19 protein-coding genes and 1 pseudogene are annotated in these 24,754 nt (G+C 45.9%); 13 read left to right on the top strand and 7 right to left on the bottom strand.

The genetic code is table 11. The features are described 5' to 3' along the window. Window positions 1-221 precede the first annotated feature (221 nt). The 3 genes from B9A32_RS18850 to B9A32_RS18840 all read right to left on the bottom strand — a co-directional run bounded on the left by B9A32_RS18850 (window position 222) and on the right by B9A32_RS18840 (window position 3,352). Complete coding sequence (locus B9A32_RS18850; RefSeq protein ID WP_084071517.1) at window positions 222-899, bottom strand: response regulator; 678 nt, start codon at window positions 897-899, stop codon at window positions 222-224. Continuing rightward, window positions 875-2,449, bottom strand: a complete 1,575-nt coding sequence (locus tag B9A32_RS18845; RefSeq protein WP_084071516.1) for a sensor histidine kinase — start codon at window positions 2,447-2,449, stop codon at window positions 875-877. The genes B9A32_RS18850 and B9A32_RS18845 overlap by 25 nt, the downstream gene beginning before the upstream one ends. 384 nt (window positions 2,450-2,833) lie before the next feature. Continuing rightward, window positions 2,834-3,352 carry a hypothetical protein gene (locus B9A32_RS18840; protein ID WP_084071515.1) on the bottom strand — a complete coding sequence of 173 codons (519 nt, stop codon included), beginning with the start codon at window positions 3,350-3,352 and terminating at the stop codon, window positions 2,834-2,836. A gap of 357 nt (window positions 3,353-3,709) precedes the next feature. Here B9A32_RS18840 and B9A32_RS18835 point away from each other — a divergent pair, with 357 nt between their 5' ends. The 6 genes from B9A32_RS18835 (at window position 3,710) to B9A32_RS18810 (ending at window position 8,969) form a co-directional block, all read left to right on the top strand. Then, the gene (locus B9A32_RS18835; protein WP_084071514.1) at window positions 3,710-4,300 is read left to right on the top strand and encodes a TetR/AcrR family transcriptional regulator; all 591 of its coding nucleotides are present in this window, start codon (window positions 3,710-3,712) and stop codon (window positions 4,298-4,300) included. 171 nt (window positions 4,301-4,471) lie between these two features. Further along, complete coding sequence (locus tag B9A32_RS18830; RefSeq protein WP_170923906.1) at window positions 4,472-5,233, top strand: metal-dependent transcriptional regulator; 762 nt, start codon at window positions 4,472-4,474, stop codon at window positions 5,231-5,233. Between the two features lie 321 nt (window positions 5,234-5,554). Next, complete coding sequence (locus B9A32_RS18825) at window positions 5,555-5,752, top strand: hypothetical protein (RefSeq protein ID WP_084071512.1); 198 nt, start codon at window positions 5,555-5,557, stop codon at window positions 5,750-5,752. Further along, window positions 5,736-5,978 carry a FeoA family protein gene (locus B9A32_RS18820; protein WP_084071511.1) on the top strand — a complete coding sequence of 81 codons (243 nt, stop codon included), beginning with the start codon at window positions 5,736-5,738 and terminating at the stop codon, window positions 5,976-5,978. The genes B9A32_RS18825 and B9A32_RS18820 overlap by 17 nt, the downstream gene beginning before the upstream one ends. A 2-nt stretch (window positions 5,979-5,980) precedes the next feature. Continuing rightward, window positions 5,981-8,155, top strand: a complete 2,175-nt coding sequence (gene feoB / locus B9A32_RS18815; protein WP_084071510.1) for a ferrous iron transport protein B — start codon at window positions 5,981-5,983, stop codon at window positions 8,153-8,155. Between the two features lie 163 nt (window positions 8,156-8,318). Beyond that, window positions 8,319-8,969, top strand: coding sequence for a metal-dependent hydrolase (locus tag B9A32_RS18810; protein ID WP_170923905.1), 651 nt, complete (start codon window positions 8,319-8,321; stop codon window positions 8,967-8,969). A gap of 52 nt (window positions 8,970-9,021) precedes the next feature. Here the strand turns inward: B9A32_RS18810 and B9A32_RS18805 are convergent, their stop codons facing one another. The 4 genes from B9A32_RS18805 to B9A32_RS18785 all read right to left on the bottom strand — a co-directional run bounded on the left by B9A32_RS18805 (window position 9,022) and on the right by B9A32_RS18785 (window position 14,010). Next, window positions 9,022-9,972, bottom strand: a complete 951-nt coding sequence (locus B9A32_RS18805; RefSeq protein ID WP_084071508.1) for a DMT family transporter — start codon at window positions 9,970-9,972, stop codon at window positions 9,022-9,024. An 11-nt stretch (window positions 9,973-9,983) separates the two neighbouring features. Continuing rightward, window positions 9,984-10,532, bottom strand: coding sequence for a tRNA (N6-threonylcarbamoyladenosine(37)-N6)-methyltransferase TrmO (tsaA, locus tag B9A32_RS18800; protein ID WP_084071507.1), 549 nt, complete (start codon window positions 10,530-10,532; stop codon window positions 9,984-9,986). A gap of 532 nt (window positions 10,533-11,064) precedes the next feature. Continuing rightward, the gene (locus tag B9A32_RS18790) at window positions 11,065-12,792 is read right to left on the bottom strand and encodes a hypothetical protein (protein WP_084071505.1); all 1,728 of its coding nucleotides are present in this window, start codon (window positions 12,790-12,792) and stop codon (window positions 11,065-11,067) included. A 318-nt stretch (window positions 12,793-13,110) separates the two neighbouring features. Next, window positions 13,111-14,010, bottom strand: coding sequence for a hypothetical protein (locus B9A32_RS18785; protein ID WP_084071504.1), 900 nt, complete (start codon window positions 14,008-14,010; stop codon window positions 13,111-13,113). A gap of 338 nt (window positions 14,011-14,348) precedes the next feature. Between B9A32_RS18785 and B9A32_RS18780 the strand changes: the two genes are divergently transcribed. The 7 genes and pseudogenes from B9A32_RS18780 to B9A32_RS18750 all read left to right on the top strand — a co-directional run bounded on the left by B9A32_RS18780 (window position 14,349) and on the right by B9A32_RS18750 (window position 24,729). Next, window positions 14,349-18,551 (top strand): DEAD/DEAH box helicase, encoded by a 4,203-nt coding sequence (locus B9A32_RS18780; RefSeq protein ID WP_084071503.1) that lies wholly within the window; start codon window positions 14,349-14,351, stop codon window positions 18,549-18,551. 78 nt (window positions 18,552-18,629) lie between these two features. Next, window positions 18,630-18,806: pseudogene (locus tag B9A32_RS18775) on the top strand (Rdx family protein); the annotation flags it as partial. Between the two features lie 326 nt (window positions 18,807-19,132). Then, entirely contained in the window at window positions 19,133-20,821 is a 1,689-nt protein-coding gene (locus tag B9A32_RS18770; RefSeq protein ID WP_084071501.1) for a long-chain-fatty-acid--CoA ligase, read from the top strand. Between the two features lie 675 nt (window positions 20,822-21,496). After that, window positions 21,497-22,255 (top strand): ABC transporter substrate-binding protein, encoded by a 759-nt coding sequence (locus B9A32_RS18765; RefSeq protein ID WP_084071500.1) that lies wholly within the window; start codon window positions 21,497-21,499, stop codon window positions 22,253-22,255. A gap of 298 nt (window positions 22,256-22,553) precedes the next feature. Next, the gene (locus B9A32_RS18760; RefSeq protein ID WP_084071499.1) at window positions 22,554-23,222 is read left to right on the top strand and encodes an amino acid ABC transporter permease; all 669 of its coding nucleotides are present in this window, start codon (window positions 22,554-22,556) and stop codon (window positions 23,220-23,222) included. A 68-nt stretch (window positions 23,223-23,290) separates the two neighbouring features. After that, the gene (locus B9A32_RS18755) at window positions 23,291-24,052 is read left to right on the top strand and encodes an amino acid ABC transporter ATP-binding protein (protein ID WP_084071498.1); all 762 of its coding nucleotides are present in this window, start codon (window positions 23,291-23,293) and stop codon (window positions 24,050-24,052) included. Between the two features lie 2 nt (window positions 24,053-24,054). Beyond that, window positions 24,055-24,729: an amino acid ABC transporter permease gene (locus tag B9A32_RS18750; protein WP_084071518.1), complete on the top strand. Its 675-nt coding sequence runs from the start codon at window positions 24,055-24,057 to the stop codon at window positions 24,727-24,729. Window positions 24,730-24,754 lie beyond the last annotated feature (25 nt).

Raw genomic sequence — 24,754 nt, 5'->3', positions numbered from 1 at the left:
TTGACCTCCTTTCGCATTTGTATGTTATGGGAATCATTATACCGCGAATGGTGATTCAACAAAACCTTTTTGGTTCTGGCTTGTCCAGGTTAGGGGATTTATTCTTTTTGTAAATAGGTGGGGGAACTCATTTTTACCGGGGAAAATTCCTGTCCGGGAAAATATCCCGAATGTCCGGGAGAATTTCCCGGAGGTATTAAAAAAAAACGCAAAAAATACCACTACTCTTTCCAAAGATCCAGATCCACAAGACCTATTTTTGCAGCATGTTTGACCAGGTCTATGACATTATTTACATTCAGCTTTCGCATTATTTTTGAACGGTGATTTTCAACGGTTTTAGGGCTGATGTAGAGTCTGTCTGCAATTTCTTTAGAGGACATTCCATTGGTAACCAAAACCATTATTTCCTGTTCCCTGGTGGTCAATGCATCATATCCTTGAGATACTGGCGCTTTTTTGTTGTCGGGGCGTTGAAGCAGTTTTTTTATCACCTGCTCGGACACAGAACTGTCCAGAAAATATTCTCCCCTTAAAGTGTGCTCAATTCCTTTTATAAGTCTTTCTACAGCGGCATCCTTGGTAAGATAACCAAGGGCCCCTGCCTGAAAGGCTTTAACGACATAGTCCACTTTGGAATGCATGCTCACCACTATAGTCCGTATATCTGTAGAATAACGGTGGATACTCTGGATAAGTTCAAAGCCGCTTAAATCCGGCAGGGAAATATCAACCACAGCCAGGTCCACCTTGAATTTTTTTATCAATTTGAGTCCCTGTGCGGCACTTCCTGCTTCACCTACGACTTCATATTTATCATCACTCTGTATGACCGATTTGATACCTTCCCTGAACATGGGATGATCATCAATTATTATAATCTGTTTTTTCCCATCCATTTTTTCTTATCCTTTAAAAGCAGTTTGATTACTATTTTAGTGCCCCGGTTTAACTGCGAATGGATATCCATCCGTCCCTGGAGAAGGTTTGCCCTTTCTTTCATGCTCCAGATTCCCATGCGTTTTTCATTGATCATGGAGCGCTCCCTATCCTTTAGGTCAAAACCTTTTCCATTATCCTCAATTCTAAGGATAATATGGGGATATGCGCCCACAAATTTTATGACAACTCTGGTGGCAGAGGCATGTTTTTGTACATTACTCAACGCTTCATGGACCAGGCGATATAGATTGATCTCCATCTCTGGGGAGATTGTTATTCCATCTATTCCCACTGCATGAAAATTAACATCTATTTTATTTTTTGCGGCAAACTCTTCACAAAACACCTCAAGGGCGTGGACAAGCCCCAGATGATCCAGACTGGGGGGTCTCAAATCATAGGCCAGATTTCTAACATCCATTATAATCTGGTCTATCAGCTGGGAGATATCTGCCCGTTGTTCTCTGAGCTTTTCAGCCAGGGATGGTTGGTCGACAAGTATTCTGGCAAAATATAGTTTTAAAGTGGAGAGATTTTGGGCGATGCTGTCGTGGAGTTCACAGGAGATCATTTGTCGTTCTCTTTCCTGGGCCTGCATGAGCATTTGGGAAAGCTTACGAATAAGGTCTTCTGCATGTTTGCGTTCAGTTATGTCGGAGATCACACCCACCAAACCGGTGACATTGCCGTTTACGTCATGGAGGGTTGCTTTGTCAAAAATAACGTCTCTGATCTTACCGCCGGGTGTTCCTATTTTCCATTCATAATGCTGGGTCCCCGGATTTTCAAAAAGTTGTTGATCTTTTTGATGATACTTATGAGCCAGTTTTTTGGGGCCAATTTCATAAACTGTTTTACCTATGATGTCAGATCGTTTCATGCCGGTGAAATTTTCAAAGGATTTGTTGCATCCGGTATATCGTCCATCTGAATTTTTATAAAAAATTGGATTGGATATTGTTTCGATCAAGGCGTTCAGAAAATCGGTTTGCTCTGTCAAAGCTGTTTCAAATTTTTTTTGTTCGGTGATATCTTCAATTAAGACAACTATTTTTTTGTCAGACTGTTTTAACAAGGCTGTGGATAGAAGCAGAATTCTTTTCCCAATTATACGATCAAAGGATATCAGCTCTGCTTCAACTTTATAATGGGATTCTCCCGTATTTATTGTATTCTGAATTGTTCGGCGAATTTCACATGTTTTACAATGGGGACCAAAACCGCATCCTTCTGGATTATCCTGGTGATGGATACACTTAAGGAGCTCTCCGCCTTTGATGGGGTTCTCTTTTTCCAGGTTGAGCCCTGTAGATTTAAGTAGCAGAGCGCTCATATCTTCCACATTGCCCTGGAAATCGATAATCATTATGAACAGAGGGAGGTTTGAAAATATGGTTTCATGTATCAGACTTTTTTTGTTCAATTCCAGGTTTTGTAACTTTACACTGGCGATTTCTTTTTCCAGTGCCCTGATTTTTTTTTCCAGTTCTTTGTAAGTTGATTGCATAAGGCAATACCTTGGCCAAACTCAGATGGATGTGCAGTCTGTTAATATGGATATGGACGTCATGTGATTAATTGTTTTTTATTAGGGAGTCAGACCTTATTGATTTACCACTTAACAAGCTCTGGTTATTATTTTTCATGAATGAGACCCCGAATAAACGGTAGATTGAAAATTGCGGACCCCCTTAAACCTCAAGCATTGCCTGAGTGACCCGAAAAATTCAGCAGCTCCGGGCAAGATTAAAAAAATCATAAAGGTTCTTCTTTGGGAAGGCTCCGAAGGAAGTGAGGAAGAACCAATGAAAGATTGGTAAACATTACCATACGTAAAATGAGATTGCTTGTTTTATTTTCTATTTTGCTTTTTTCCATGAATCTTTATCTTTTAAAAAGAGGTGTGGGCCTTTGGACGTGATTCGGGAAGCACGATTTTCACACAAAGTGTATCTTTGTGATCCTGGAAAAGGCAAAGTCCTTTGAACAGACTTGTGGTGGTGACAACAGGTTTCTTTACATCTCCAAGCAAAACAGGTCCCGGGGCACTGCCCGGTACCATGGATATTTGTCCCTCGGGATGCATGGGATGTATCCAGATGGATTTTAACTCTTTTTCAATGATGTGGGGGAAAATAATACCCGCAGCAAGGAGGAAACAATCCTTTTTTCCAGAGAGATTTTGTCCATGGGGTTCTTGAATTCCCCATTTGTTCCAGTGCCTCTCCTGTCCAAATTTGTTCCATCCCAGATAAAGGGTTTTGATGGTGGCATTGGATAGGCCCATCCGGAACAAGAATGCTAAGGGGTCTTCATTGTTTCTGCCCCACAGTTGCCGATGGGATCGGATCACAAAGGCAGTGGCTTTTTTTTTCCAGAGAAGTGGATCTTTACGGTTATTGTTCATCATAATATATGACTAATAGTCCAATGGACATCAAAAAGCAATATCAAGATATGCTTTGTTATGGTGACCAAAAAGCAGAATTGATCCCCCGCTTTAACATCGAACTGCGCCCTTTCACATAAAAAAATCCGCATGGCAGAATACGCTGCCACAACGATTGATGGATATATGGGATAAAAGAGCCGGCCAATAAAAAGCCGGGCGTGAATATTGTACCTTGACATTCCTCTGTGTGTTCAGGTAAATGTTATTTACCTGTATGTGCATTCATTCAAGGTGTGAACCTGTGACCCCCGGAAAAATGCCGGGCCTGGCATTAAAACGTGATTATGGAAAAAAAGAATTCCCAGAAAAAAATTTATGGAAAAAAAAAGTACCCCCCCACCCGGCAAAACAAAAATCATCAATGCCATGAGAACCCTTCTTGAAGATCGTAATTTTTCCACCATCACCATTTCTGAGATTGCCACCACCGCAGGGGTCACAGAGGGGTTGATTTACAAATATTTCAAAGACAAACGTCAATTGCTCCACCATGTTCTTGAAGAGTATTACGCCTATTTCCTGGATCAGATTGATCGGGACCTCAAAGGGGTGTCCGGTGCATTAAATAAACTTGCCAAGGTGATCTGGTCCAGTATTGACGGGTATGCAACCCACCGGGTATTTGCCAGAATTATATTGCTTGAGGTGAGAAATTCCGACGAATATTTTCAAAGTGATGTCTATGGCCTGGTGCGGCAATTTAATAAAATTTTACTGGATATCATCCATGAGGGAATAGAGACCGGTGAAATAAGACAGGACATCTCCACTTCCCTGATTCGTCATACCATTTTCGGTGCCATTGAACATGCCTGCCTTAACAGAGTTCTCTTTAACGAAGCCATTTCCACGGACGAAACCGCAGAACAGATAACACATTTGATTTTAAACGGCATAAAACCCTGATCCTGTTTGGGAAGGTAACTCTTTAAAATATTTATCGGAAATCAGCATGCATGGCGTTTCTTTGTTCCTTGTAACCAAGTTGACAAAATTTCCGGTAATAGATACCTTCCCTGGAACGCGTTCTATTTTGAACACCGGAACCATGTACAAATGCATGCATCAGGAGATATTATGCCCAATCCAGATTCGTTGACCGCAAGCCTGGAAGACTATCTTGAAACCATTTATAACATTATCCATGAGAAAAAAGCTGTGCGGGTAAAGGATATTGCCACACGTTTAAGTGTTCAAAATCCTTCTGTCACCAGTGCTTTAAAAAATCTTTCCAAAAAAGGGTATGTTAATTACACCCCCTATGATGTCATTACCTTGACTGACAAGGGGGAAACTGCTGCCCTGGATATCATCCGCCGACATGAAGTGATGAAAACCTTTTTGGTTGATATACTTTGCCTGGACAACAATGAAAAAGCAGAAAATGCCGCCTGCCGGATGGAGCACACCGTTCCCCCTGAAGTGCTGGAACGAATTATCCGATTGGTTGAATTTGCCCAGATTTGTCCCCGCAGCGGAAAAGAGTGGATTTCAGGATTTAAACGTTTTTGCGACAATAATTTCAATGGCAACCTGTGCCAGGGAGAAAAGGAAAAGTGCGTGGGTCGATTTATTCACACCCCGGGCCAGTGCAGCATGCTTTCCAAAGACACACTGTCTTTGACAAATATCAAAGAAACCCATAAGGCGAGGCTGATAAAGGTGGAAGAGGACACTTTGATCCACACCCGCCTGGAAACCATGGGGGTGACTCCGGGCAGTCTTTTTCTGGTGGAAAACATTGATACCATGACCGGAGATATGAATGTGGCCGTCCGGGGATATCATCTCATTATTCGAAAAAATGAAGCAGACAGCATTCAGGTGAGCCCCTGCTGAGGTCTTTTTAAATATTTGTTTCAAGCAAACCGTGGGGCAAAGTTAAATTTGTCCATGGCGGGTCATATGAAAAAAGTTAGTCTTAGCTAACATTTTTCGTTGACATTGATTTTCTTTCCTGTATGATTTTGCTTATTTGAAAACATCAATCTCACATTGTGGTATACTGTGAGAACATTTTGGGTATTTTGAAGTGCCGGGGTAAAGAATGGCAACACGGGTTGCATAAAAGTAAATTCCTTGCATTAACCCTTTGACCGGATATTTAATGGTTATTTTTTTCAAGGCGAAAAACAGCCCGGCGTTTTATGGGAGGTCCGTATGGAATATGTTGACATGGGTTTGACAGCAGTCATTGTTGTGGCTGCATTTATTTATATGATTCGGCATTTTATGCCCGGGAATAAAGGCTGCATTTCCTGCACAGGTTGCAGCAAGGCAGGCAATTGTACCCATGGTCCCCAGCCATCCATGGGGCATAATAAAAATATGGAGAGAGTGAATGTCAGCCATCATTAATTTAAGAAAAATGCAATTGAATCAGACGGGAATGATCCGTTCGGTGCGGGCCACAGGGGAGCTTGGACGCAGGATCAGGGATATGGGCCTGGTGCCCAACACAGAGGTCCGCGTGGTGGGCCGGGCCCCGTTAAAAGATCCTGTGGCCCTTCGCATCATGGATTTCACCATCACCCTTAGAAACAATGAAGCAGACCACATCTCAGTGGAGATCCAGGAGGATTGAAAATGGCACAGCACATTACGGCGGCACTGGCAGGGAACCCCAATTGTGGAAAAACCACCATGTTCAATGCCCTCACCGGTGCCCGGCAGCATGTGGGAAATTATCCCGGGGTCACTGTGGAAAAACGCTCCGGCACCGTAAAGTCGGGGGAGGTTCTCATGGATGTGGTGGATCTTCCCGGCACCTACTCCCTCACCGCCTACTCCCCGGAGGAGCTGGTGGCCCGTGATTTTATTGTGGATGAACGTCCCCAGGTGGTCATTAACATCCTTGATGCCACAAGCCTTGAAAGAAATTTGTATCTTTCCATCCAGTTCATGGAGTTGGGTGCCCCCATGGTCCTTGCCCTGAACATGATGGATGCCGTGAAAAAACAGGGTAAAACCATTGATGTGGACATGCTTTCAACCCTGTTGGGCCTTCCTGTGGTGGAGACCGTGGCCCGCACCGGTGCTGGCAAGCATGAACTCATCCAGCAGACCATTGCCTTTATCCGGGAGAAAGAAGATCCCTGGAAGCCCTTGCATATTTCTTATGGCTCATTGCTGGACCCTGTCCTCCGGGAGATGGAAGAGATCATTGCAAAAAATAATTTTTTGACCCATCGTTTTCCGGCCCGCTGGATTGGTTTAAAATATCTTGAAGAAGATGAGCAGATCATTGCCATGGGGGAAACATTCCTTGAATCCTGCCACCACCGCCTGCTGAAGCTGGCAGAAAAAACCAGAACCCGGTGTCTTAAAAACATGGATATGGCTCCCGATGCCATTATTGCGGATTACCGCTATGGGCACATTGCCGCCATGATGAAGCAGGGGGTGGTAAAACGGGATACCACAGGGGATCGTATTAATCTCTCCGACAATATTGACAGGGTCCTCACCAGTCGATTTCTGGGACCAATTATTATGCTTGCTACCCTTTACGGTATTTTCCAGATCACCTTTCCCATTGGAGAAATTCCCATGGGTTGGGTGGAGGCTTTTTTTGAATGGCTGGCCATGGTGGCTGTGGCCGTTATCCCTGCCGGTTTTTTACAATCTCTGGTGGTGGACGGCATCATCGGCGGTGTGGGCGGTGTCATGGGATTTGTTCCCTTGATCATGGTGATGTTCATGGCCATCACCATCCTGGAAGATGTGGGATACATGGCTCGCATGGCCTATATGATGGACCGGGTGTTTCGAATATTCGGACTCCATGGGGCTTCCCTCATGCCCTTTATTATCTCCGGCGGTATTCCCGGTGGATGTGCCGTACCCGGTGTGATGGCGGCAAGAACCCTGAGAAGTCCCAAGGAGAAGCTGGCCACCATCTTAACGGCGCCGTTTATGAATTGCGGGGCCAAAGTGCCGGTGTTTTTATTGCTTTCAGCTGCTTTTTTCCCCCACAATGCCGCAGGTGTGATGTTTGGCATGACCCTGGTGAGCTGGGCTGTGGCCCTGGTGGTGGCAAAATTGCTGCGCTCCACCGTGATCCGGGGAGAGGCCACCCCCTTTGTCATGGAGCTGCCACCCTACCGCATGCCCACCCTCAGGGGGGTTTTAATACACACCTGGGAACGGGCCTGGCAATACATGAAAAAAGCAGGCACCGTGATATTGGGAATCTCCATATTGATCTGGGCCTCCATGACATTCCCCGGAGTGCCCCATGACCTGTCATCGCAGTTCCAGGCCCGGCAAAAGGCTGTTGAGGCTGAGATGATTGCTTCTCCCTCCCAAAAACAACAGCTGCAGCAGGCCCTGGTGGATATTGAAAATATGGAAAATCAGGCTGCTTTGAGATACTCCTTTGCAGGCAGGGTGGGCTCCTTTTTTGAACCTGTGACCCGGCTGGCCGGTTTTGACTGGCGCACCAACATTGCGCTTTTGGGCGGCTTTGCAGCCAAAGAGGTGATTGTCTCTTCCCTGGGAACGGTGTATTCCCTGGGGGCAGTGGATGCCGACGACTCTGCATCCCTGGGTAAGCGTCTTCTTGGCGATCCCATGTGGTCCCCGGTGGGTGCCCTGGCCCTCATGGTGTTTGTGCTGTTATACGCCCCCTGTTTTGTCACCGTGGCGGTGATCAGCAAAGAGACTTCATGGCGGTGGGCAGCCTTTAGTGTGATGTTTAACACAGCCCTTGCCTTTTGCCTTGCCGTGGGAGTATATCAGGTGGGGAATGCCGTTTTTTAAGGATTTTCAGATTTGATGGTTTTGTGAAAAGCCCAAGGTCTATTTCTTGGCCACAACCCGGTGCGGCCAAATAAGGTCTAATCCCGCATGTGTTGTGGCAAAAAACATGGACCGATTTTTTACAGGGCCATCAAATTTGATTGTGGATTTTCATTGGAGTGCTATGTCAAGTTTTGATGCCCATGTCCGGGGGGGGCTTGTAACAGGGGTGATCCTGTCTGGAGGACATTTTCTGCTTTTCCCGGGATATCTGGATAAAATTCAGCTGGCTGCCGTGTGTCTTTTGTGCACCGTCGGGGGCATTTTGCCGGATCTGGACAGTGATACCGGAAAACCCCTGGCCATTTTATCTGCAGTGCTTTCCTTGATTGCCCCTGCCTTTATGTTGAGGTTCATGGAACAATACCATCCATTAACTCCGGAATTTCTCATCTGCTATTTTGTTCTGGCCTATGGGGTGATTCATTATATTGTCAGCGGACTTGTTAAAAAAATAACCGTTCACAGGGGGATTTTTCACAGTATTCCCTTTGTTATGCTATGCGGGATATTTGCCTATTTTCTTTTCAGTCCATCTGGACAGCACATGGCCACAGCCGCCGGTGTTGCTGTGTTTGCAGGTGGAATTACCCACCTTGTCATGGATGAAATTCATTCCCTTTCCTGGTCCTCGGGTGGGCTTCCCCGGCCCAATAACTACACCGGAACGGCTTTAAAGTTCTGGGCTCCTTCTCTTTTTTCCACCTTGATTGTGTACAGCCTTTTAATTGCCGCTGCCTTTTATCTGTTTAAAATCAACCAATTCTTTTTTTGATTTTAATCGGTCCGCCGGGCCGATCTTAATTTGATGGGTTTTGCCATGGTGGTTAAAGAGCCCTGGGGCCCACAGCCATTTTCCCGGTGTGACCATGTTTTTTTGCTTTATTTTGACCTAGGATAACCCCGGCAATGACAACAACGACTGCTGCACATTGGATTGGGTTTAAAGATTCCCCCAGCAGCAACCATCCCATGATGATGGCTGTCACCGGGATCAGATTAATAAAGGAGGCGGCCCGGGATGCATTGACCTTGCTCATGCCCCAGTTGTAAAACCCAAAGGCTGCAAGGGAGACGCATGAACCAAGGAACAAAAGGGTCATGATTAATTTAAATGTCCAGATATCACCGGGGGCCTGGACAATGAATTTTATTCCGGGTAAAAAGAAAAGGGTGCCTGCCATGAGTTGCATGGCAGTGAGGGTCCAGGGGTTGTAGCGGCTGGAAAGCTGTTTTATTAAAATCATGTTGGCTGCTGCCGCAGTCATGGCGCAAAGTTCCAGAAAATTTCCAAGGACGGGGTTGACGGCATTGTTCTGGGAGCCCTCAAAAAGTGTCAACACCACCACACCTGACATGGAAAGAAAAAGTCCTGCCCAGTTTTGCCAGGTGATTCTTTCGGACAGAAACAGCCAGGCCCCAAAGGTGACCATCAGGGGATTAAAGGAGGAGATGATGCCCACCTGGGAAGAGGTGGTGAGCATCAAGGCCCTGGATTCCAGGAAAAAATAGAGACATGGCTGGAGCATCACCGTGGGAACGAGGATCTTCCAGTCCCCTCTTTGATAGGCCCGGGTGGATATTTTTGGCAGCAGGGGCAGGATGCAGATAAGCCCAATGACCATGCGCAGCCATATGAGGCTCCAGGTATCCAGGACCATAAGGGCTGTGCGCATGGTGGAAAAAGAGGTTCCCCACAGCAAAACTGCGGCAATGAGGGCTGCCACAGGGAGATTCTTTTTCAGGGGGGCTGGGATGAAATGGCTCACGCGGGTCATCTGTCTGGGTCCTATTTCTTGTCTGTCATGTCCTGGTTGAGTTCCTTTATCCAGTCTGGAAATGTCTGGTCTTCTCCGCCGTCAAAGTGCTTTGTTGTGGGCTTTATATCCATGATGGGGCTGCCGTTTAAGGCTTCAAGACCCTTTACCCGGAGTTGGTTTTTATCTCGTTTAAGCAGGCGCACCGTGGAGATGAGCAACGGGTTGGGCCGGGCCGGGCTCCGGGTGGAGAAGATGCCTTTTAAGGGGATATCTTTTCGTCCCATGGGATGAACTTTTTTAATCTGTCGATCTTCGGGAGAAAGCTTATGGGGCCAGTAGATAACCACAATGTGGGAAAAATCTTCAATGCCGTCCAGGAGTTCTTCAAACCGGGGTAGAATATTAAGGGTGCTGACGGTGTTCCGGGTCTCTTCCCGGTGTTTTTCAACCTGACGTTTTCTCTCTTCCGGGGTGTCCTCTCCATGGGGGCTGAAGGTCATTTCTGAGATGGTGTTTTCCACATGACCCACCGGGGTGAGCGAAAAATCAATGTCAGTTGTTGATGTTGTGTCACTCATTGATTGCCTCCTTTTGTTGATCAAATTTTAGTTTTTTTGAATCAATCTTGATGACACTGCAAGATACTATTACTATAAAAAAACGGAAAGGAAATAATGAGCCTTTTTCGGTTTTATTTCATAGGGCATGATGGATGCCATCTGCCCGTATATTTTAACGAATTGCTTGGCCTTTAGTAATGGTAATGTAAATGTTTGAGCAGTGCCCCATATTTGCCTGTTTGGGACTGCGTAGCATACTATTTGAGCAGGCCAAAACAGGTAAAGATGGGGTGCTGACCGAATATTTACGGCCTTTATTTTAAAGTCTGCCTTGTCTCCATCTTCCAACCCAAGGTCTTTATTAAATCGGTTGGCAGCCGTATCAATGATGGGGCTTAGTTGTTGGGCATCGACATTGGAAAAATACCATCATGGGCAATATCACATCCCGGTATTTACTCTGGACATAAATATCTCTAAGCCAGTCATCGGTAATGGACCAGATAAAGGATACGATCTTGTTGTGTAGCGCGTGATTCATTTTTTTCCCTTATATACCTGCTTCTTGAATGGCCTTCCAAAGATTTCGTCTTCTGTGATGCTTTTTCTTCCATTGGGTTAGAATGGTTTGATATTCTTTGGGATTAGCTTCTTTAAGGGCGGCTAACCATTTAGCATGTGCGTTATAATTTGCTTTATCAACATTCACAGGATCTGGTAAAAAATTAAGCAGGTGTTTTTTCCAAAAAATCTTTAACAAAGGTGCAAGGGCTGCTCCATCTGTTTTTTTTAGCCATTTTAATATGGAAGGATTTTGCGGATTTTCTTTCAAAGGATGATATATGGCCTTAAATAGTGACGGATATTTTTTCATTAAATCGGAAAGTTCAGCAATATCAAAGGTCAATGCAAACAGATTTGTTTTTTGGCTCATCAATTCTTTGGGGTTATCAGACAAAGTTGTCAACCACTCCTTGATTTTTTTAAAAAACCAGGATGAATTTTTGTTTTTGTCAAGAGTTGCGTCCATTAAGCATTTAACCCAGTAATTTTTTGATTGATAATTTGCACTGTGAGTACAAAATACTTTCCATTCTTCGATTAATCCAGATACAGATGAATTGTCAATTTTTTCAATGACACTGACAACCTTATCCCACTCATAAGTGTTCTCGTAGGTTACAATTTGGAGTTTCAGGGCATTTACCTTTGATGGCATATTGATTTTATCTGTAATGTCCATCCAGGTTTTCATCAACTCAATTATGCTACGATTGGGCGAGTTATAAAAGGATTTCAGCTCAGAAATTAAAAGCGATGTTTCTGGGTTCCACGGTTTTTTTGCTTCTCTGCCAAGAAAGCTGTTAATTGTTTGCCGGGACAGCTCTTCAGCTTCTACCAGCTTGTCATTATCCAGACAATCTTCAATCAGTGAGATGCCGTATTCCCAGTTTTTGTGAAACATGTTACGGCAGGTCTCAAGGTAGGAAGTGTGATCAAAACGACTTGAAAAATTATGATACAATTGATGCCATATGCAATATTTGTCATGCAGGCGTTCTTTCCAGGCAGGGATGTTTTTATTTTTAGTTATGTAATCATAAATCTCTTTTTCAACTTTTTCAGAAAGTTCATTAAAGCAATTAATGTAGCCCTGCTCATCCAGGTTGATAATATTGAAACTATCTTCAATTTCAATTAAATCGTTTAAAAATGTTTCCACTGAGTCAGCATTAAGCCATGCCCATTTAACCACACATTCTGTTACATATTCGCTGAAATAACAGCCTGAGTATTCTGCCCCCATCCATTCCGGATAGTCCATGATACCTGACTCAACTTCTTGTAGAGCCTCTTTAAATAGGTCTGTCTCTTTATATTGCATTTGACTGATTCTATCCAAAAAAGGCAGCATTTTTTCCGCTATGTTTTCCAAATTTTCAGTAAAATTGGTGTCGTCAAAATACGGTGCTTTCCAATGGTTGTCCTGGCATGCATATTCCCCTTCTTCATCTCCTAATTCTGAGACGTATTTATCCCATGATTTCCATAATTCTTGCCACTTCTGGAGAAATTTATTATCTGAAACAACCTTGGTCACCTTGTCAGATAAAAGCAATTGAGACGTGATCTCTTTAATATTTTCATTGTTCAGGTTGGAAAGCATTTGTCTTATATGTGCTTTGTCCATTGAAGACAATAGGCCATCCAGAAGCTGTATCAGCTCATCTATTGTCAGGGCTTCAATAAGTTTTTTTCCAAATGTTTTTTGGGTCATGTATCATCTCTTATGTGGCGATTTTTATATGAAAAGGCAGCCTCCAAGGTAACCTCAGCAGAGCCGCCCCCCCGACGGGCAATAGGAACCGGACAATTGAGCTGTCTACAGTTCCGGTCCGGGCCCATTGCCCGTCGGGGGGGCGGCGGTATAATACCATTTTTTATATTTGTTGTGTCCGACAGGACATGCCCGTTTATATGAAACACTCCGCAGATCAGGGGTGTTTCAAGCTTTGTTGTGGACAGATCGGTCTGTGCCCGTGGCAGTGATTGCTACGCAGTTCCAAATACGAGAATATGGGCCACAGGTCAAACATTAAATTAGCCCGAATATTAACACCCCCCCGAGAATAAAGCCCAATGCCTCCAGACCTTTGGCAAATTTTTCTTTTTTGCCCGGTAAAATAACCAGATGTCGATCACCGGCAGGCATGCACAGACTTCCCAGTTTCTGATCCGTTAATATCTGTTTGCGCGCCTCAAGATGACAGGCCACCAGGGTCACTTCCCCTTCCTCCACCACAGCGGAACTTCGTTTTTCCACCTCTTTAAATAATTTGTTTAAGGTTTTACCGGGTTTTGCTGATGTAAGGTCGGTGATGAATTTACGGATTTCCTTAAGGGAGGTTTCTCCGGATTTAAGGGCATTGATCAAGGATAAAAAAGAAATTTCCCAGGTGTTGCCTGCCTGCGGTTCTGCAATTTTATTGAGGAACAGGCTGTGATTAGGGGTGGGAGGTGCCATGCCCTTGTGGATGATACGGGTATCTTGAAGCTCAAAACTCTGGTCGTCTGCTGCTCCGTATTCCTTTTGAAGACCCAGGGCATATGCCCCAAGTTCTGTGAGTCTCAACTGCATTAATCCGTCACAGTGGCTTAGAAATTCAAGCTCTTCCGCACCCCAGCAGCCTTGATAATCAGGTCTTGCATTGTCAGGGTAGGTGTAGGCAATGTCCAAAATACCCAGGGTGGCGCAATATTCAAAAAAATAGATCAGCAAATATCTTGTTTGCAGCAGGGGCCAGGTTTCAAAATAGTCCAGGTTGCCGTACTGGGGATCGTAAAAATAGAGCTTCCAATCCAGATTTGTCATGTCAAATGTATGATTTTCAGAGACCATGAAACGTTCCATTTCATCAAAGTCCACCCATTTACCGGGTTCAAGACAGGCCAGGGCCCCATGGATGACAGGCCGACGACGGGCCGGGGCCGTCATGGTTCTTCCCTTGGCAGACCGCTGTCCCTTGACTGCGGTTACCCGGGAGTACTCATCTATTTCTTTTTTCCAATGAGTTTTCCCATGGGTTTGAGGGTGTCCATGGTATAAGCATCATTTAATGCCTGTTCCAACATCTTGTAATTGTCTTGAACTCGTGCCATTATTCACCTGTTTTTAAAAAATTGTTGTGTCCCACAGGAGATGCCCGTTATATGAAATACTCTGCAAATAAGAAGCGTATTTCAAGCTTTGTTGTGGGCGGAACCGGATCAGAATACGCTCCACCCGTGGCGGTTATATGAAACATGAATCTAACTCTTAAACACTTATATATTATGATGACAAAAAAAGAAAATAAGAAGAATTATCTTACGGCCTATGGAAAGCTTGATCCGGTTAAAAAAGGGGTGGTTGAAATTTTGTCCGTTGGAGTGGATTTTCTTCCGCGAAAATATCTTTTTTCATGTCTTGATTCCCTGGGGATTTATGATGAAGACAAACAGGGATTCACCTATGCCACCATCCGTCCGGTGTTGGCAAATCTTGAATCCCGGGGATTTATCCTTTCTGTCACCAAGGGGGTAAAAGTGCCGGAACCCCTTTGTTTCCAGGTGGTAAGGGAACTTGTAAAGGCCCGTGATTTTACAAAAATTGCCCATGCACTTTTACAGGCATCCCCTTTTTCTGTGTGGAATGGCAAATATCGATTTGAAACGGACAAGTTATTTCTCCGGGCACTTCAAATGGCCATGTTTGGGACAAAAGAGCTGGTGGATATGGATGCGGTGTACACGTTTGGAAAAAAGGCATATCCCATGGCTTTCCAGGAAAAGCCCCCTGTGCTGCAATTATTTAATTATCCCTTTGATCCTGAACTTATGCAGAACATTCCCCCGGCTGTTCGCTGGAAAACCGTTGAATATTGTTTCATGGAGGCCGGGAGGCATTTGAAACCTGTGCCGGACCTTGCTGACCATTGTTTAAAACTCTTTTCCAAGAGAGGAAATGACCTGCCCCATGCCCGGGTGCAAAATATCCTTTTGGAATTTTTCTTGTTGTCCGGTCGTCAAGATGCCTGTAACACAATTCTTTCAGCATCAGATTCCCCAAGTACCCCTTCCCGGGATGCCCTCATGGGATGGATGGCGCTCATCCATGATAATACGGAATCGGCATTGAACCATTTCCAACGTGGATTGGATCATTTAAAAAAAGAGTCTCCCAGGCGTAAAGTCTTTTTTAAGGGGTATGGCCGGCTTTTTTATCTGTTTGCCCTGTTAAAAAGCGCCCATCCGTTAAATTATGAGATTGCCTTGGATCTCATCGGGTCATTACTGTCTAATAAGAAACCGCTGTGCATGTCTGCCTTAAAGGCGTTGAAATATATATTAAAACAACGTCTTGGCATTCAGGATAGATGGCATAAGGAGATTTTGTATTACGGCATTGAGGGAAAAGAGCCCATTGAAGCTGTTTTTAATATTCTTGCGGTGACGTGGCTGGACAAGGAAATTGTTCGTCCCTTTATTCCAAAACTGGAGGAGATACGGGAAAAAACAAACAAATGCGGTTATGTATGGGTTGAAGCAGAAATATCGGGTATTCTTGCCTGCCTGGGTGAAGATGCGGCTGCCAATGAGAAACGATCCCGACAGCTCCACAAAAAAGCGGGCACCACCAGCCTGGTGAATATGGTAGATGCTGTTCCCAGATGGGAAATGATCCTGGAATCCTTGATGCATATGGCCGCCAAAGATGCCGGGTCAGACGATGGGGCCACGCCGGAAAATGAACAACGTCTGGTGTGGGTCATGAAGCACAATGAGCAATACCATATTTCCTTTCTTACCCCCCGTCTTCAAAAAATATCAAAAACAGGAAAATGGACCAAGGGTCGGCCCGTGGCCTTGAAAAAATTATATAGAAATCCGGCAGGTATGCCCGGGCTTACGGAGCAGGATCGGCAGATTTGCCTTAATGCCATTAAAGAGTCCCATTATGGAAACAGCTATTATGGGAAAATTGAATACGCCATTGATGAAACCCGGGCATTTCCCTTGCTTGTGGGACATCCCCTGGTTTTTCTTGAAGAGAGTCTGACAACCCCCGTGGAATTGGTTCCGGGGGAGCCTGAAGTGAGGATTCGGGTCCGGGAGAACAAAATTCATATCTCCATGGAACCTGAATTTGATTCAGAGGTGAAAAAAGATATCCATGTGGTAAGGGAAACTCCTTCTCGTTTTAAAGTCATCTCCTTGTCAGACACGCATTTAAGAATTGCTGAACTCATGGGGGATAAGGGTGTGGAAATACCGAAAAAGGCCGGGAAAAAACTCACCCGGGCCATGACGGCCTTGTCTTCCCTGGTGGCGGTGAACTCTGATCTTGGCGATGCCGGGGATGACAAAATTAAAAAGATAACAGCCGGTGACAGGATATATGCCCATGTGATGCCCTGGCAGCAGGGAATTAAGGTGGAATTTCTGGTGCAACCTGTGGATGATGTCCAGTCTTTTTTTAAACCGGGCAGGGGCGGGAGCCATGTTTTTCTGGATATCAAGGGAGAAAAAATCCAGGCCGTGCGTGATCTTAAGCGTGAAAAAAAGCGTGAAAAGGCCATTGTTGAAGCCTGCCCGAGTTTGGATTTTCTTGAACCTGTGGCAGGCGAATGGCTGGTGGGGGAACCTGAAGATGCCCTGGAGCTCTTGTTAGATCTGAAAGCCTGCCCGGAAGATCTGGTGCTGGCATGGCCCCAGGGAGAAAAAATGCAGGTGCGCTCCCGGGTCTCCTTTGATGAGATAACCTTGAACATTAAAAAGGATCGTGACTGGTTCAAGGCCACGGGGTCTGTGGTGATTGATGAAAATTTGAGTATTGATTTGAAAAAAATGATGGCCCTGCTTGAACGTCCCCTGGGCCGTTTTGTCACCCTGGACGATGGTACATTCCTGGCCATTACCCACTCTTTAAAGGAACGGCTGGAGGAGTTAAGGGCCTATTCCACTGTTCATGGCAAAGGGCTGCGCTTTACCCCCCTTGCGGCCCCGGCCATTGAAGAACTCACAGGTCAGGTGGGATCATTAAAGACAGATAAAGCCTGGAAGAGCCATTGCAATAAATTAAAAAAGGTGGTGGACCCGCAGATTCCGGGAACCTTGCAGGCCCGGCCCCGGGATTATCAGGTGACCGGTTTTAAGTGGCTGGCCCGGCTGGCCCATTGGCAGGTGGGGGCATGCCTGGCCGACGATATGGGGCTGGGTAAAACCCTCCAGGCCCTGTCTCTTATTCTACTCCATGCCGCAAAAGGACCCACGCTGGTGGTGGCACCCTTGTCCGTGGCAGCCAACTGGCAGGATGAATGTCATCATTTTGCCCCCACATTAAATCCCCTGGTGTTTGGTCCCGGGGATCGCCAGGCTTTTTTGGATGATCTGGGCCCCTTTGATCTGGTTATTTCAAGTTACGGACTTCTCCAGGTGGAAGCGGAAAAACTGGCAGGTGTGGCGTGGCAGGTGGTGGTGCTGGATGAAGCCCAGGCCATCAAAAACATGAAGAGCAAACGTTCCAGAGCTGCCATGAAATTATCTGCCCGGTTTCGCATGATCACCACGGGTACCCCGGTGGAAAATCATCTGGACGAGCTGTGGACCCTTTTTAATTTTCTCAATCCCGGTCTTTTGGGCACCTTTAAACGGTTTAAGGAGATCTTTGCCCTTCCCAATGAAAGAGATCAGGACAAGGATGCTTCCCGGCGATTGAGAAAGCTGATTCGTCCTTTTATTTTGCGCCGTTTAAAGAGCGATGTGCTCACAGAGCTTCCCCGGAAAACAGAGATCACCCTTAATGTGGAGATGAGTCCTGAAGAGGCGGTACTGTACGAGGCCCAGCGATTAAAGGCCCTGGAAAATATTGAGCAGGCAGATGAAGGCCCGGGCCGGAAACATCTTCGCATTCTGGCGGAATTGATGAAGTTGCGTCAGCTGTGCTGTAACCCGTCCCTTGTTTTACCCAAAGCCGGTATTGAGAGCTCAAAGCTCAAGGTGTTTGGGGATGTGGTAACGGAACTTCTGGCAAATCAGCATAAGGCCCTTGTGTTCAGTCAGTTTGTGGGACATCTTAACATTTTACGAGGGGTTCTGGATGACAAAAAAATATCCTACCAATATCTGGACGGGTCCACATCTGCCAGGGAACGTCAGGCACGCATCAATGCCTTTCAAAACGGGGAAGGAGATCTTTTTCTCATCAGTCTCAAGGCCGGGGGATTTGGACTGAACCTCACTGCAGCCGATTATGTGATTCACATGGATCCCTGGTGGAACCCCGCTGTGGAAGATCAGGCTTCGGACAGGGCCCACCGAATGGGGCAGACCCGGCCGGTGACAGTATATCGCCTGGTGGTCAAGGGCTCCATTGAAGAACAGATCGTGAAACTTCACAAGGAAAAACGAGATCTTGCCCAGGGCCTTCTTGCCGGTGGTGACATGGCCGGTAAAATGTCGGCTTCAGAGCTTTTGTCGCTTTTAAAAGAAAATTAAAAAAAATTGTAAACAAAGAAAAAGGAGAAGATCATGGAGATCAAAATCAATTATTGCACAGCATGAAATTATGAACCCAGAGCTGCCGGTCTGGCAGCGGTTATTAAGGATACTTTTAATGTCACTCCGGAGCTTGTACCGGGTGGTGGTGGGGTGTATGAGATCGTTGTGGACGGCAACTCCCTTTTTTCAAAACATGCAGCCAAGCGTTTCCCGGATAATGGCGAAATTATTGCATTGATTGAAAAACTTTAAAAAATATTCTGAAAACACATCTGCTTGCAAGCCCCTGGGTGAAAAATCCGGGGGCTTGCGGGAAAGTTTCATTCAATTAGATGAACGATGTTTTGTTTTTTCCTTGACACCAGGCTGTTTTTCCTCCTAATCTATTGAGAAATCAATAACCCCTTAACTACGAAAACCAGGGGCGTTTCGTTTTTTCATAAACTCTTTTGGCTGAATTCTGGACGGGCTTTTTCAAGCCTGTGTTGCTGCATTTTTAATGTTGTCATACCCATGCTGTATTCATTCGCAAGAGTCAACGACCTCTTTTTTAAAAGCGAACCAAAAAGGAGATTAAATTGTCTGATCAAAGTGTGTATTCCCAAAAAAAATGGCTGAAGTTCTATGATCAAGGCGTTCCGGAAAATTTACAATTCAAGGATATTTTAATCCCCCAATACCTTGAGTTATCCACGGAAAAGTTTCCAGATAAAACAGCTTTGATTTTCCAGGGGTATTCCCTGACTTTCATGGAATTGAGTGACATGGTGGCAAAGTTTGCCGCCGCACTCAAGGACCAGGGCATTGGAAAGGGAGACAGTGTTGCCATCTTGCTTCCCAATGTCATTCCCTGTGTGGTGGCTTATTATGCCATTCTTAAAATCGGTGCCGTTGCAGTGTTTAACAACCCGCTTTATTCCGACAGGGAGCTTGAGCACCAGTTCACAGATTCAAATTCCACGTTTTTAATCACCCTGGATCTTCTGGCCAATCGAATGGTTCAACTCCGGGAAAAAACCAAAATCAACACCATTGTGTACACCTCCATTGGCGATTACCTTCCCTTTGCCAAGCGTCTTTTGTTTCCTTTGGTTGCCAAAAAAAGAGGATTGGCAGCAGATGTTTCTCCGGCAAAGAATCTTCATAAGTTTAAAGATTTTATTTCCAGATGCGCCCCGGACCACACCATGGCCGATATTAAAATGGATGATGTGGCCATGTATCAATACACCGGCGGCACCACCGGAGTATCCAAGGGTGTCATGCTCACCCATAGAAATATTTCCTACCAGATTCAGCAGTTGGAAGCATGGTTTCCCGGGTTTGATGAGGGGGATGAAATCATGTTGGGAGCCCTTCCTTTTTTTCATGTGTTTGGCATGTCCGTATCCATGAATTTTGCCATCCGCATGGCCTGGACCAATGTGCTGGTTCCCAAACCCCAACCTGAACCCCTGCTGGAATCCATCAGTAAATTTAAGGTCAGCTTTGCCCCCCTGGTTCCCACCATGTATATCGGGATGCTGGCCCATCCAGATATGGATAACACCGATTTAAGTTCTATAAAGGGATGCTTTTCCGGCAGTGCCCCCCTTCCCATGGACGTTATTACCAATTTTCAGGAAAAAACAGGTTCCATCATTGTGGAGGGGTTTGGCTTGACCGAGTCAACCCCGGTTGCCCTTGTAAATCCCTTTCACGGTACCCGGAAGCAGGGAAGCATCGGTGTCCCCATTCCCAGCACAGAGTGTAAAATTGTGGATCTTGAGGACAAAACCCGGGAAGTGGCCCAGGGAGAGCCCGGAGAGCTGCTCATCCGGGGCCCCCAGGTCATGAAGCGCTACCTTGGCAAACCTGAAGCCACGGCAGAAACCATCACAGAGGATGGTTTTTTGCTGACCGGTGATGTGGCCACAATGGACGAGGATGGATATTTTTACATTGTTGACCGCATCAAAGATATGATTCTTTCCGGTGGATATAATGTGTATCCCCGGGATATTGACGAGGTGTTGTTTGATCATCCTAAGATTCTGGAAGCCTGCACCATTGGTATTCCTCATCCCAAGCGTGGAGAGGCCATAAAAGCCTTTGTTATTCTTAAAGACGGTGAAGAAATGACCGCCCGGGAAGTCATAGATTATTGTGGTACAAAGCTTGCCAAATATAAATTGCCCGTTGAAGTGGAGTTCCGGCAGGAATTGCCAAAGTCCAATGTGGGTAAGATTTTGAGAAAAGATCTGCGGGCCCAGGAAGAAGCAAAATAAGATCTGACCATGGCGGTTTATATGAAATACTCCTCACATCAGGGGTGTATTTCAAGCTTTGTTGTGGGCAAAGCCGGATCAGAATACGGCCTGCCCATGGCAGTTATATGAAAAGATAGTGTTCAACTACCCTCAGCAGAGCCGCCCCCCGATGGGCAATAGGAACCGGACAATTGAGCTGTCTACAGTTCCGGTCCGGGACCATTGCCCATCGGGGGGCGGCGGCATAATACCATTTGGCTCTGCGTCTACGACCTTATATTCGTTGTGGCTGAAGATTACAGCCATGTTGGTTTATATGAAACACTCAGCAAATCAGGGGGGTATTTAAAGTTTTGTTGTGGGCTGACCGGGGTCAGAATACAGTCTGTCCGTGGCAGTTATACGGATGAATTGTCCGTTATGATGAACAGCCCGTGGGGATGCTGTTGTAAAAACCGGCAAAAAAATTGTGTGATAATATGGCTTGGGCTGCATTTGTTTTTTCCATGTGCCAGGCATTGACAGTGGTGGGCTTGTTGATATAAAGTTCCTAAGTTTAATGCCCGGTCATTTTAAGGATGAAAGGCTCGGAAATTTATTTTTACGCAAAATTATTCCGGGCAAAAGATGACCCACATCTATTTTTTTGATGTTGAATAATGATCATAAAATGATCCATGAAGAGGTAACAAGATGAAAAAGAGAATTTTTCTCACAATGTTGATGATGGTGACCATGGTCACTGCGGGCATTGGTTCTGCCCTTGCCGGAGATAAGGTTTTTATAAACGGTATTGATGCCAACTATCCGCCTTTTTCCTACATTGATGAAACCGGAACACCCGATGGCATGGATGTGAAAGCTGTGGAGTGGATTGCCAAGGAGATGGGCTTTGAAGTTAAACACCAGCCCACGGACTGGGCTGCCATTATCCCCAGTTTAAAGGCAAAAAAGATTGATTTCATTGCCTCCGGCATGAGTGTTACCCCGGAACGGCGCCAGGAAGTTAATTTCACCCAGTCTTATCACAAAACAGTGATGATGCTGGTGGTAAAGAAAGATTCTGACTTGACAGTGGATGCGTGCAAAGAGGGAAAAATCCAGTGGGGCATACAGCGTGGCACCTCCGAGGCCAAATGGGTTGAAGAAAACTTGGTTAAAAAAGGGAAAAAATTTACCCTGCATCACTATGATTCTGCCCCCCTTGCCATGGAAGATCTTGTCAATGGACGTATCCAGTGTACGGTTGCCTCAGAAATTTCTGCCCAGGAAGCCATGGATAAGGGATTGCCCATCAAGACCATTGGGCGGTATGGACAACCCGATGATGAAACAGCCTATGCTGTTCGCAAGGAAGATACAGATCTTTTGAACATGCTCAATGAGGGATTGACAAAACTCATGGCAGACCCCTATTGGAAAGAATTGAACGAAAAATATAAAGTGCATTGATAATGGGGCGTGACCGCCGTTATTACAATGTGGCCACTTGCGCAGCTGCCCGGGCATGACAATCCGGGTATGATAACGCTGTTGTGGCGGCTTTCTATTCAATCATCGGCCCGATCTTTTATAGATCGGGCTGTTCTTGTTTTTCAATGGCGGTAATCTCTCCTCCCTGATATAACCGCCACGTGCGGATCATATTGGGATTTGACCTGCCACCACGAAATGCGAACACCGAAAGTTGAGTAAAAAAGTCAATATTCGAGTTGGTAAAGTAAATATTCATGAATCTGGAACAGGTCCTATGATAAAAAGTCTGCTTGTGATTCAACAGGGATTGCCCTATATGCTTCAGGGTGCGGTGGTGAACGTCATCGTGGTTCTTTCTGCCATGTTATTTGGTTTTATGCTGGGCCTTCCCCTGGCAGTGGGACAGGTGTATGGGAATCGCTTCCTTCGCAGGATTATCGGTATATATGTCTGGTTTTTCCGGGGAATTCCCCTATTGGTATTTTTGTTTTTATTTTATTTTGGGCTGTTTACATGGCTTGATATCAATGTCTCTGCGTTTATGGTGGCCACCATGGTGCTGGGCTTGATCAGCTCGGCTTACCAGTCCCAAATTTTAAGGGGGGCCATATCCTCTTTGTCCCAGGGACAGATGAAAGCGGCCAGGGCATTGGGCATGAGCGACACCAAGGCCATTGTTTTTATTATCTTACCCCAGGCCTTTCGATTGTCCATCCCCGGCTGGACCAATGAGTATGCCATCTTGCTCAAGGATTCTGCTGTGACCTATGCCCTGGGCGTGACAGAGCTTATGTCCCGGGCCCATCACATTGCATCCCGGACATATGAGCACCTGGCCATATACCTGGCTGCGGGATTTATTTTTCTCATATTTACTTACATCGGAACCAAAGCATTGAATATATTGCACAAAAAAGTCACCATTCCAGGCTGTTCCCAATAGGAAGATTTGGTGAAATGAATCCGTGAGATTCCCTCTCACAGCCTTTGTGCACGTTCTAAAGGAAAGCCATGAAAACAGACACTGAGCCCATTTTGGAGATTAATCATGTCACCAAAAGTTTTGGGACAAATACCATACTGCACGATGTCTCCCTTTCCATTAAAAAAGGAGAGATAAAGGTAATCATCGGCCCCTCTGGCGGTGGGAAAAGTACCTTTTTACAGACCGTCAATTTTTTGGTCATGCCGGACAAGGGAAGCATTACCCTGGCAGGAAACAGGGTGAACCCTTCCGATAAACGGGAGCTATGCACCCATCGACGTCAGGTGGGGATGATATTCCAGGATTTTAATCTCTTTGATCATCTCACTGCCCTTGCCAACGTGGAGATCGGCATGATTAAAGTGCTGGGCATGAAAAAGAAAGCAGCAACAGAGCGGGCCATGGCGGAGCTTGATCGTGTGGGCCTCAAGGACCAGGCCAATCAATACCCGGCCCAGCTTTCCGGCGGTCAGAAACAGCGGGTTTCCATTGCCCGGGCCCTGGCCATGGACCCCAGGGTGATGTTGCTGGATGAACCCACATCGGCCCTGGACCCGGAACTCATCGGTGAGGTGCAGTCCGTTATTCGGGATCTGGGCAAAGGGGGAATGACCATGATCATGGCCACCCACCAGATCGGGTTTGCCAGATCATTGGCAGATGAAATTATATTCATGGAAAAAGGCCGCATTGTTGAGCAGGGTTCTCCAGATGAATTACTGGCACAAGGGGCTGCCACCCGAACCCGGGACTTCTGTGCCAGAATTGCGGAAATCGGCGGTGAATGATCATGGATGAACTCTTATATATTCAAAATGATGTCATGCCGGCATTGATGAAGGGAACCTGGATCAGTGTTTTATTGATTGTTCCATCGGCCATATTCGGGGTGTGCATGGGGGTGCTTTCCGCCACAGCCAGGGTTTACGGCCATCGGGTTGTGAAATTTGCGGGGGACACCTATGTTCTTTTATTCCGTGGGTTTCCCTTATTAATACAGTTGTATATATGGTACTTTGGCCTTCCCCGCATGGGTATTTATTTGAGCCCCTACTGGGCCTCGGTGGTGACCTTTTCCCTTTGCAGCGGTGCCTACCAGTCAGAATACATCCGGGGGGCATTACTTTCCATCAAACAGGGACAGCTTGCCGGGGCCAGGGCCATTGGATTTACCCAGCTTCAAACCGTGGTTCATGTGGTGCTGCCCCAGGCATTGCGACGGGCATTGCCCGGGTGCGGCAATGAGATCATCTATCTTATTAAATATTCCTCACTGGCTTACATGGTTACCTGCATTGAACTCACGGGCCAGGGGAAAATTCTGGCATCTGCCTCTTTTAAATATGTGGAGGTTTTCTCCATTGTGGGGGCTGTGTACCTGCTGTTGGTCTCTATGGCCACCTGGATACTCAATTCCCTGGAAAAACGCTTTGCCATTCCCGGATTTGAACAGCACCAAGCGTGATGCCGGTTGCAGTTTTTGTTCTGCC

The organism is Desulfocicer vacuolatum DSM 3385 (genome assembly GCF_900176365.1).
Lineage (GTDB): Bacteria > Desulfobacterota > Desulfobacteria > Desulfobacterales > Desulfobacteraceae > Desulfocicer > Desulfocicer vacuolatum.
The sequence above is the reverse complement of the archived record's forward strand: the minus strand, read 5'-3'. Positions and strand labels throughout refer to the sequence as shown.

Excerpts from the sequence above, each read along its gene's own strand:
- B9A32_RS18750 (WP_084071518.1), top strand. The coding sequence starts at position 24,055 with ATGGATGAACTCTTATATATTCAAAATGATGTCATGCCGGCATTGATG.
- B9A32_RS18820 (WP_084071511.1), top strand. The coding sequence starts at position 5,736 with ATGTCAGCCATCATTAATTTAAGAAAAATGCAATTGAATCAGACGGGA.
- B9A32_RS18790 (WP_084071505.1), bottom strand. The coding sequence starts at position 12,792 with ATGACCCAAAAAACATTTGGAAAAAAACTTATTGAAGCCCTGACAATA.
- B9A32_RS18805 (WP_084071508.1), bottom strand. The coding sequence starts at position 9,972 with ATGACCCGCGTGAGCCATTTCATCCCAGCCCCCCTGAAAAAGAATCTC.
- B9A32_RS18840 (WP_084071515.1), bottom strand. The coding sequence starts at position 3,352 with ATGATGAACAATAACCGTAAAGATCCACTTCTCTGGAAAAAAAAAGCC.
- B9A32_RS18755 (WP_084071498.1), top strand. The coding sequence starts at position 23,291 with ATGAAAACAGACACTGAGCCCATTTTGGAGATTAATCATGTCACCAAA.
- B9A32_RS18835 (WP_084071514.1), top strand. The coding sequence starts at position 3,710 with ATGGAAAAAAAAAGTACCCCCCCACCCGGCAAAACAAAAATCATCAAT.
- B9A32_RS18845 (WP_084071516.1), bottom strand. The coding sequence starts at position 2,449 with ATGCAATCAACTTACAAAGAACTGGAAAAAAAAATCAGGGCACTGGAA.
- B9A32_RS18760 (WP_084071499.1), top strand. The coding sequence starts at position 22,554 with ATGATAAAAAGTCTGCTTGTGATTCAACAGGGATTGCCCTATATGCTT.
- B9A32_RS18850 (WP_084071517.1), bottom strand. The coding sequence starts at position 899 with ATGGATGGGAAAAAACAGATTATAATAATTGATGATCATCCCATGTTC.
- B9A32_RS18765 (WP_084071500.1), top strand. The coding sequence starts at position 21,497 with ATGAAAAAGAGAATTTTTCTCACAATGTTGATGATGGTGACCATGGTC.
- tsaA (WP_084071507.1), bottom strand. The coding sequence starts at position 10,532 with ATGAGTGACACAACATCAACAACTGACATTGATTTTTCGCTCACCCCG.
- B9A32_RS18780 (WP_084071503.1), top strand. The coding sequence starts at position 14,349 with ATGATGACAAAAAAAGAAAATAAGAAGAATTATCTTACGGCCTATGGA.
- feoB (WP_084071510.1), top strand. The coding sequence starts at position 5,981 with ATGGCACAGCACATTACGGCGGCACTGGCAGGGAACCCCAATTGTGGA.
- B9A32_RS18825 (WP_084071512.1), top strand. The coding sequence starts at position 5,555 with ATGGAATATGTTGACATGGGTTTGACAGCAGTCATTGTTGTGGCTGCA.
- B9A32_RS18830 (WP_170923906.1), top strand. The coding sequence starts at position 4,472 with ATGCCCAATCCAGATTCGTTGACCGCAAGCCTGGAAGACTATCTTGAA.
- B9A32_RS18785 (WP_084071504.1), bottom strand. The coding sequence starts at position 14,010 with ATGACGGCCCCGGCCCGTCGTCGGCCTGTCATCCATGGGGCCCTGGCC.
- B9A32_RS18810 (WP_170923905.1), top strand. The coding sequence starts at position 8,319 with ATGTCAAGTTTTGATGCCCATGTCCGGGGGGGGCTTGTAACAGGGGTG.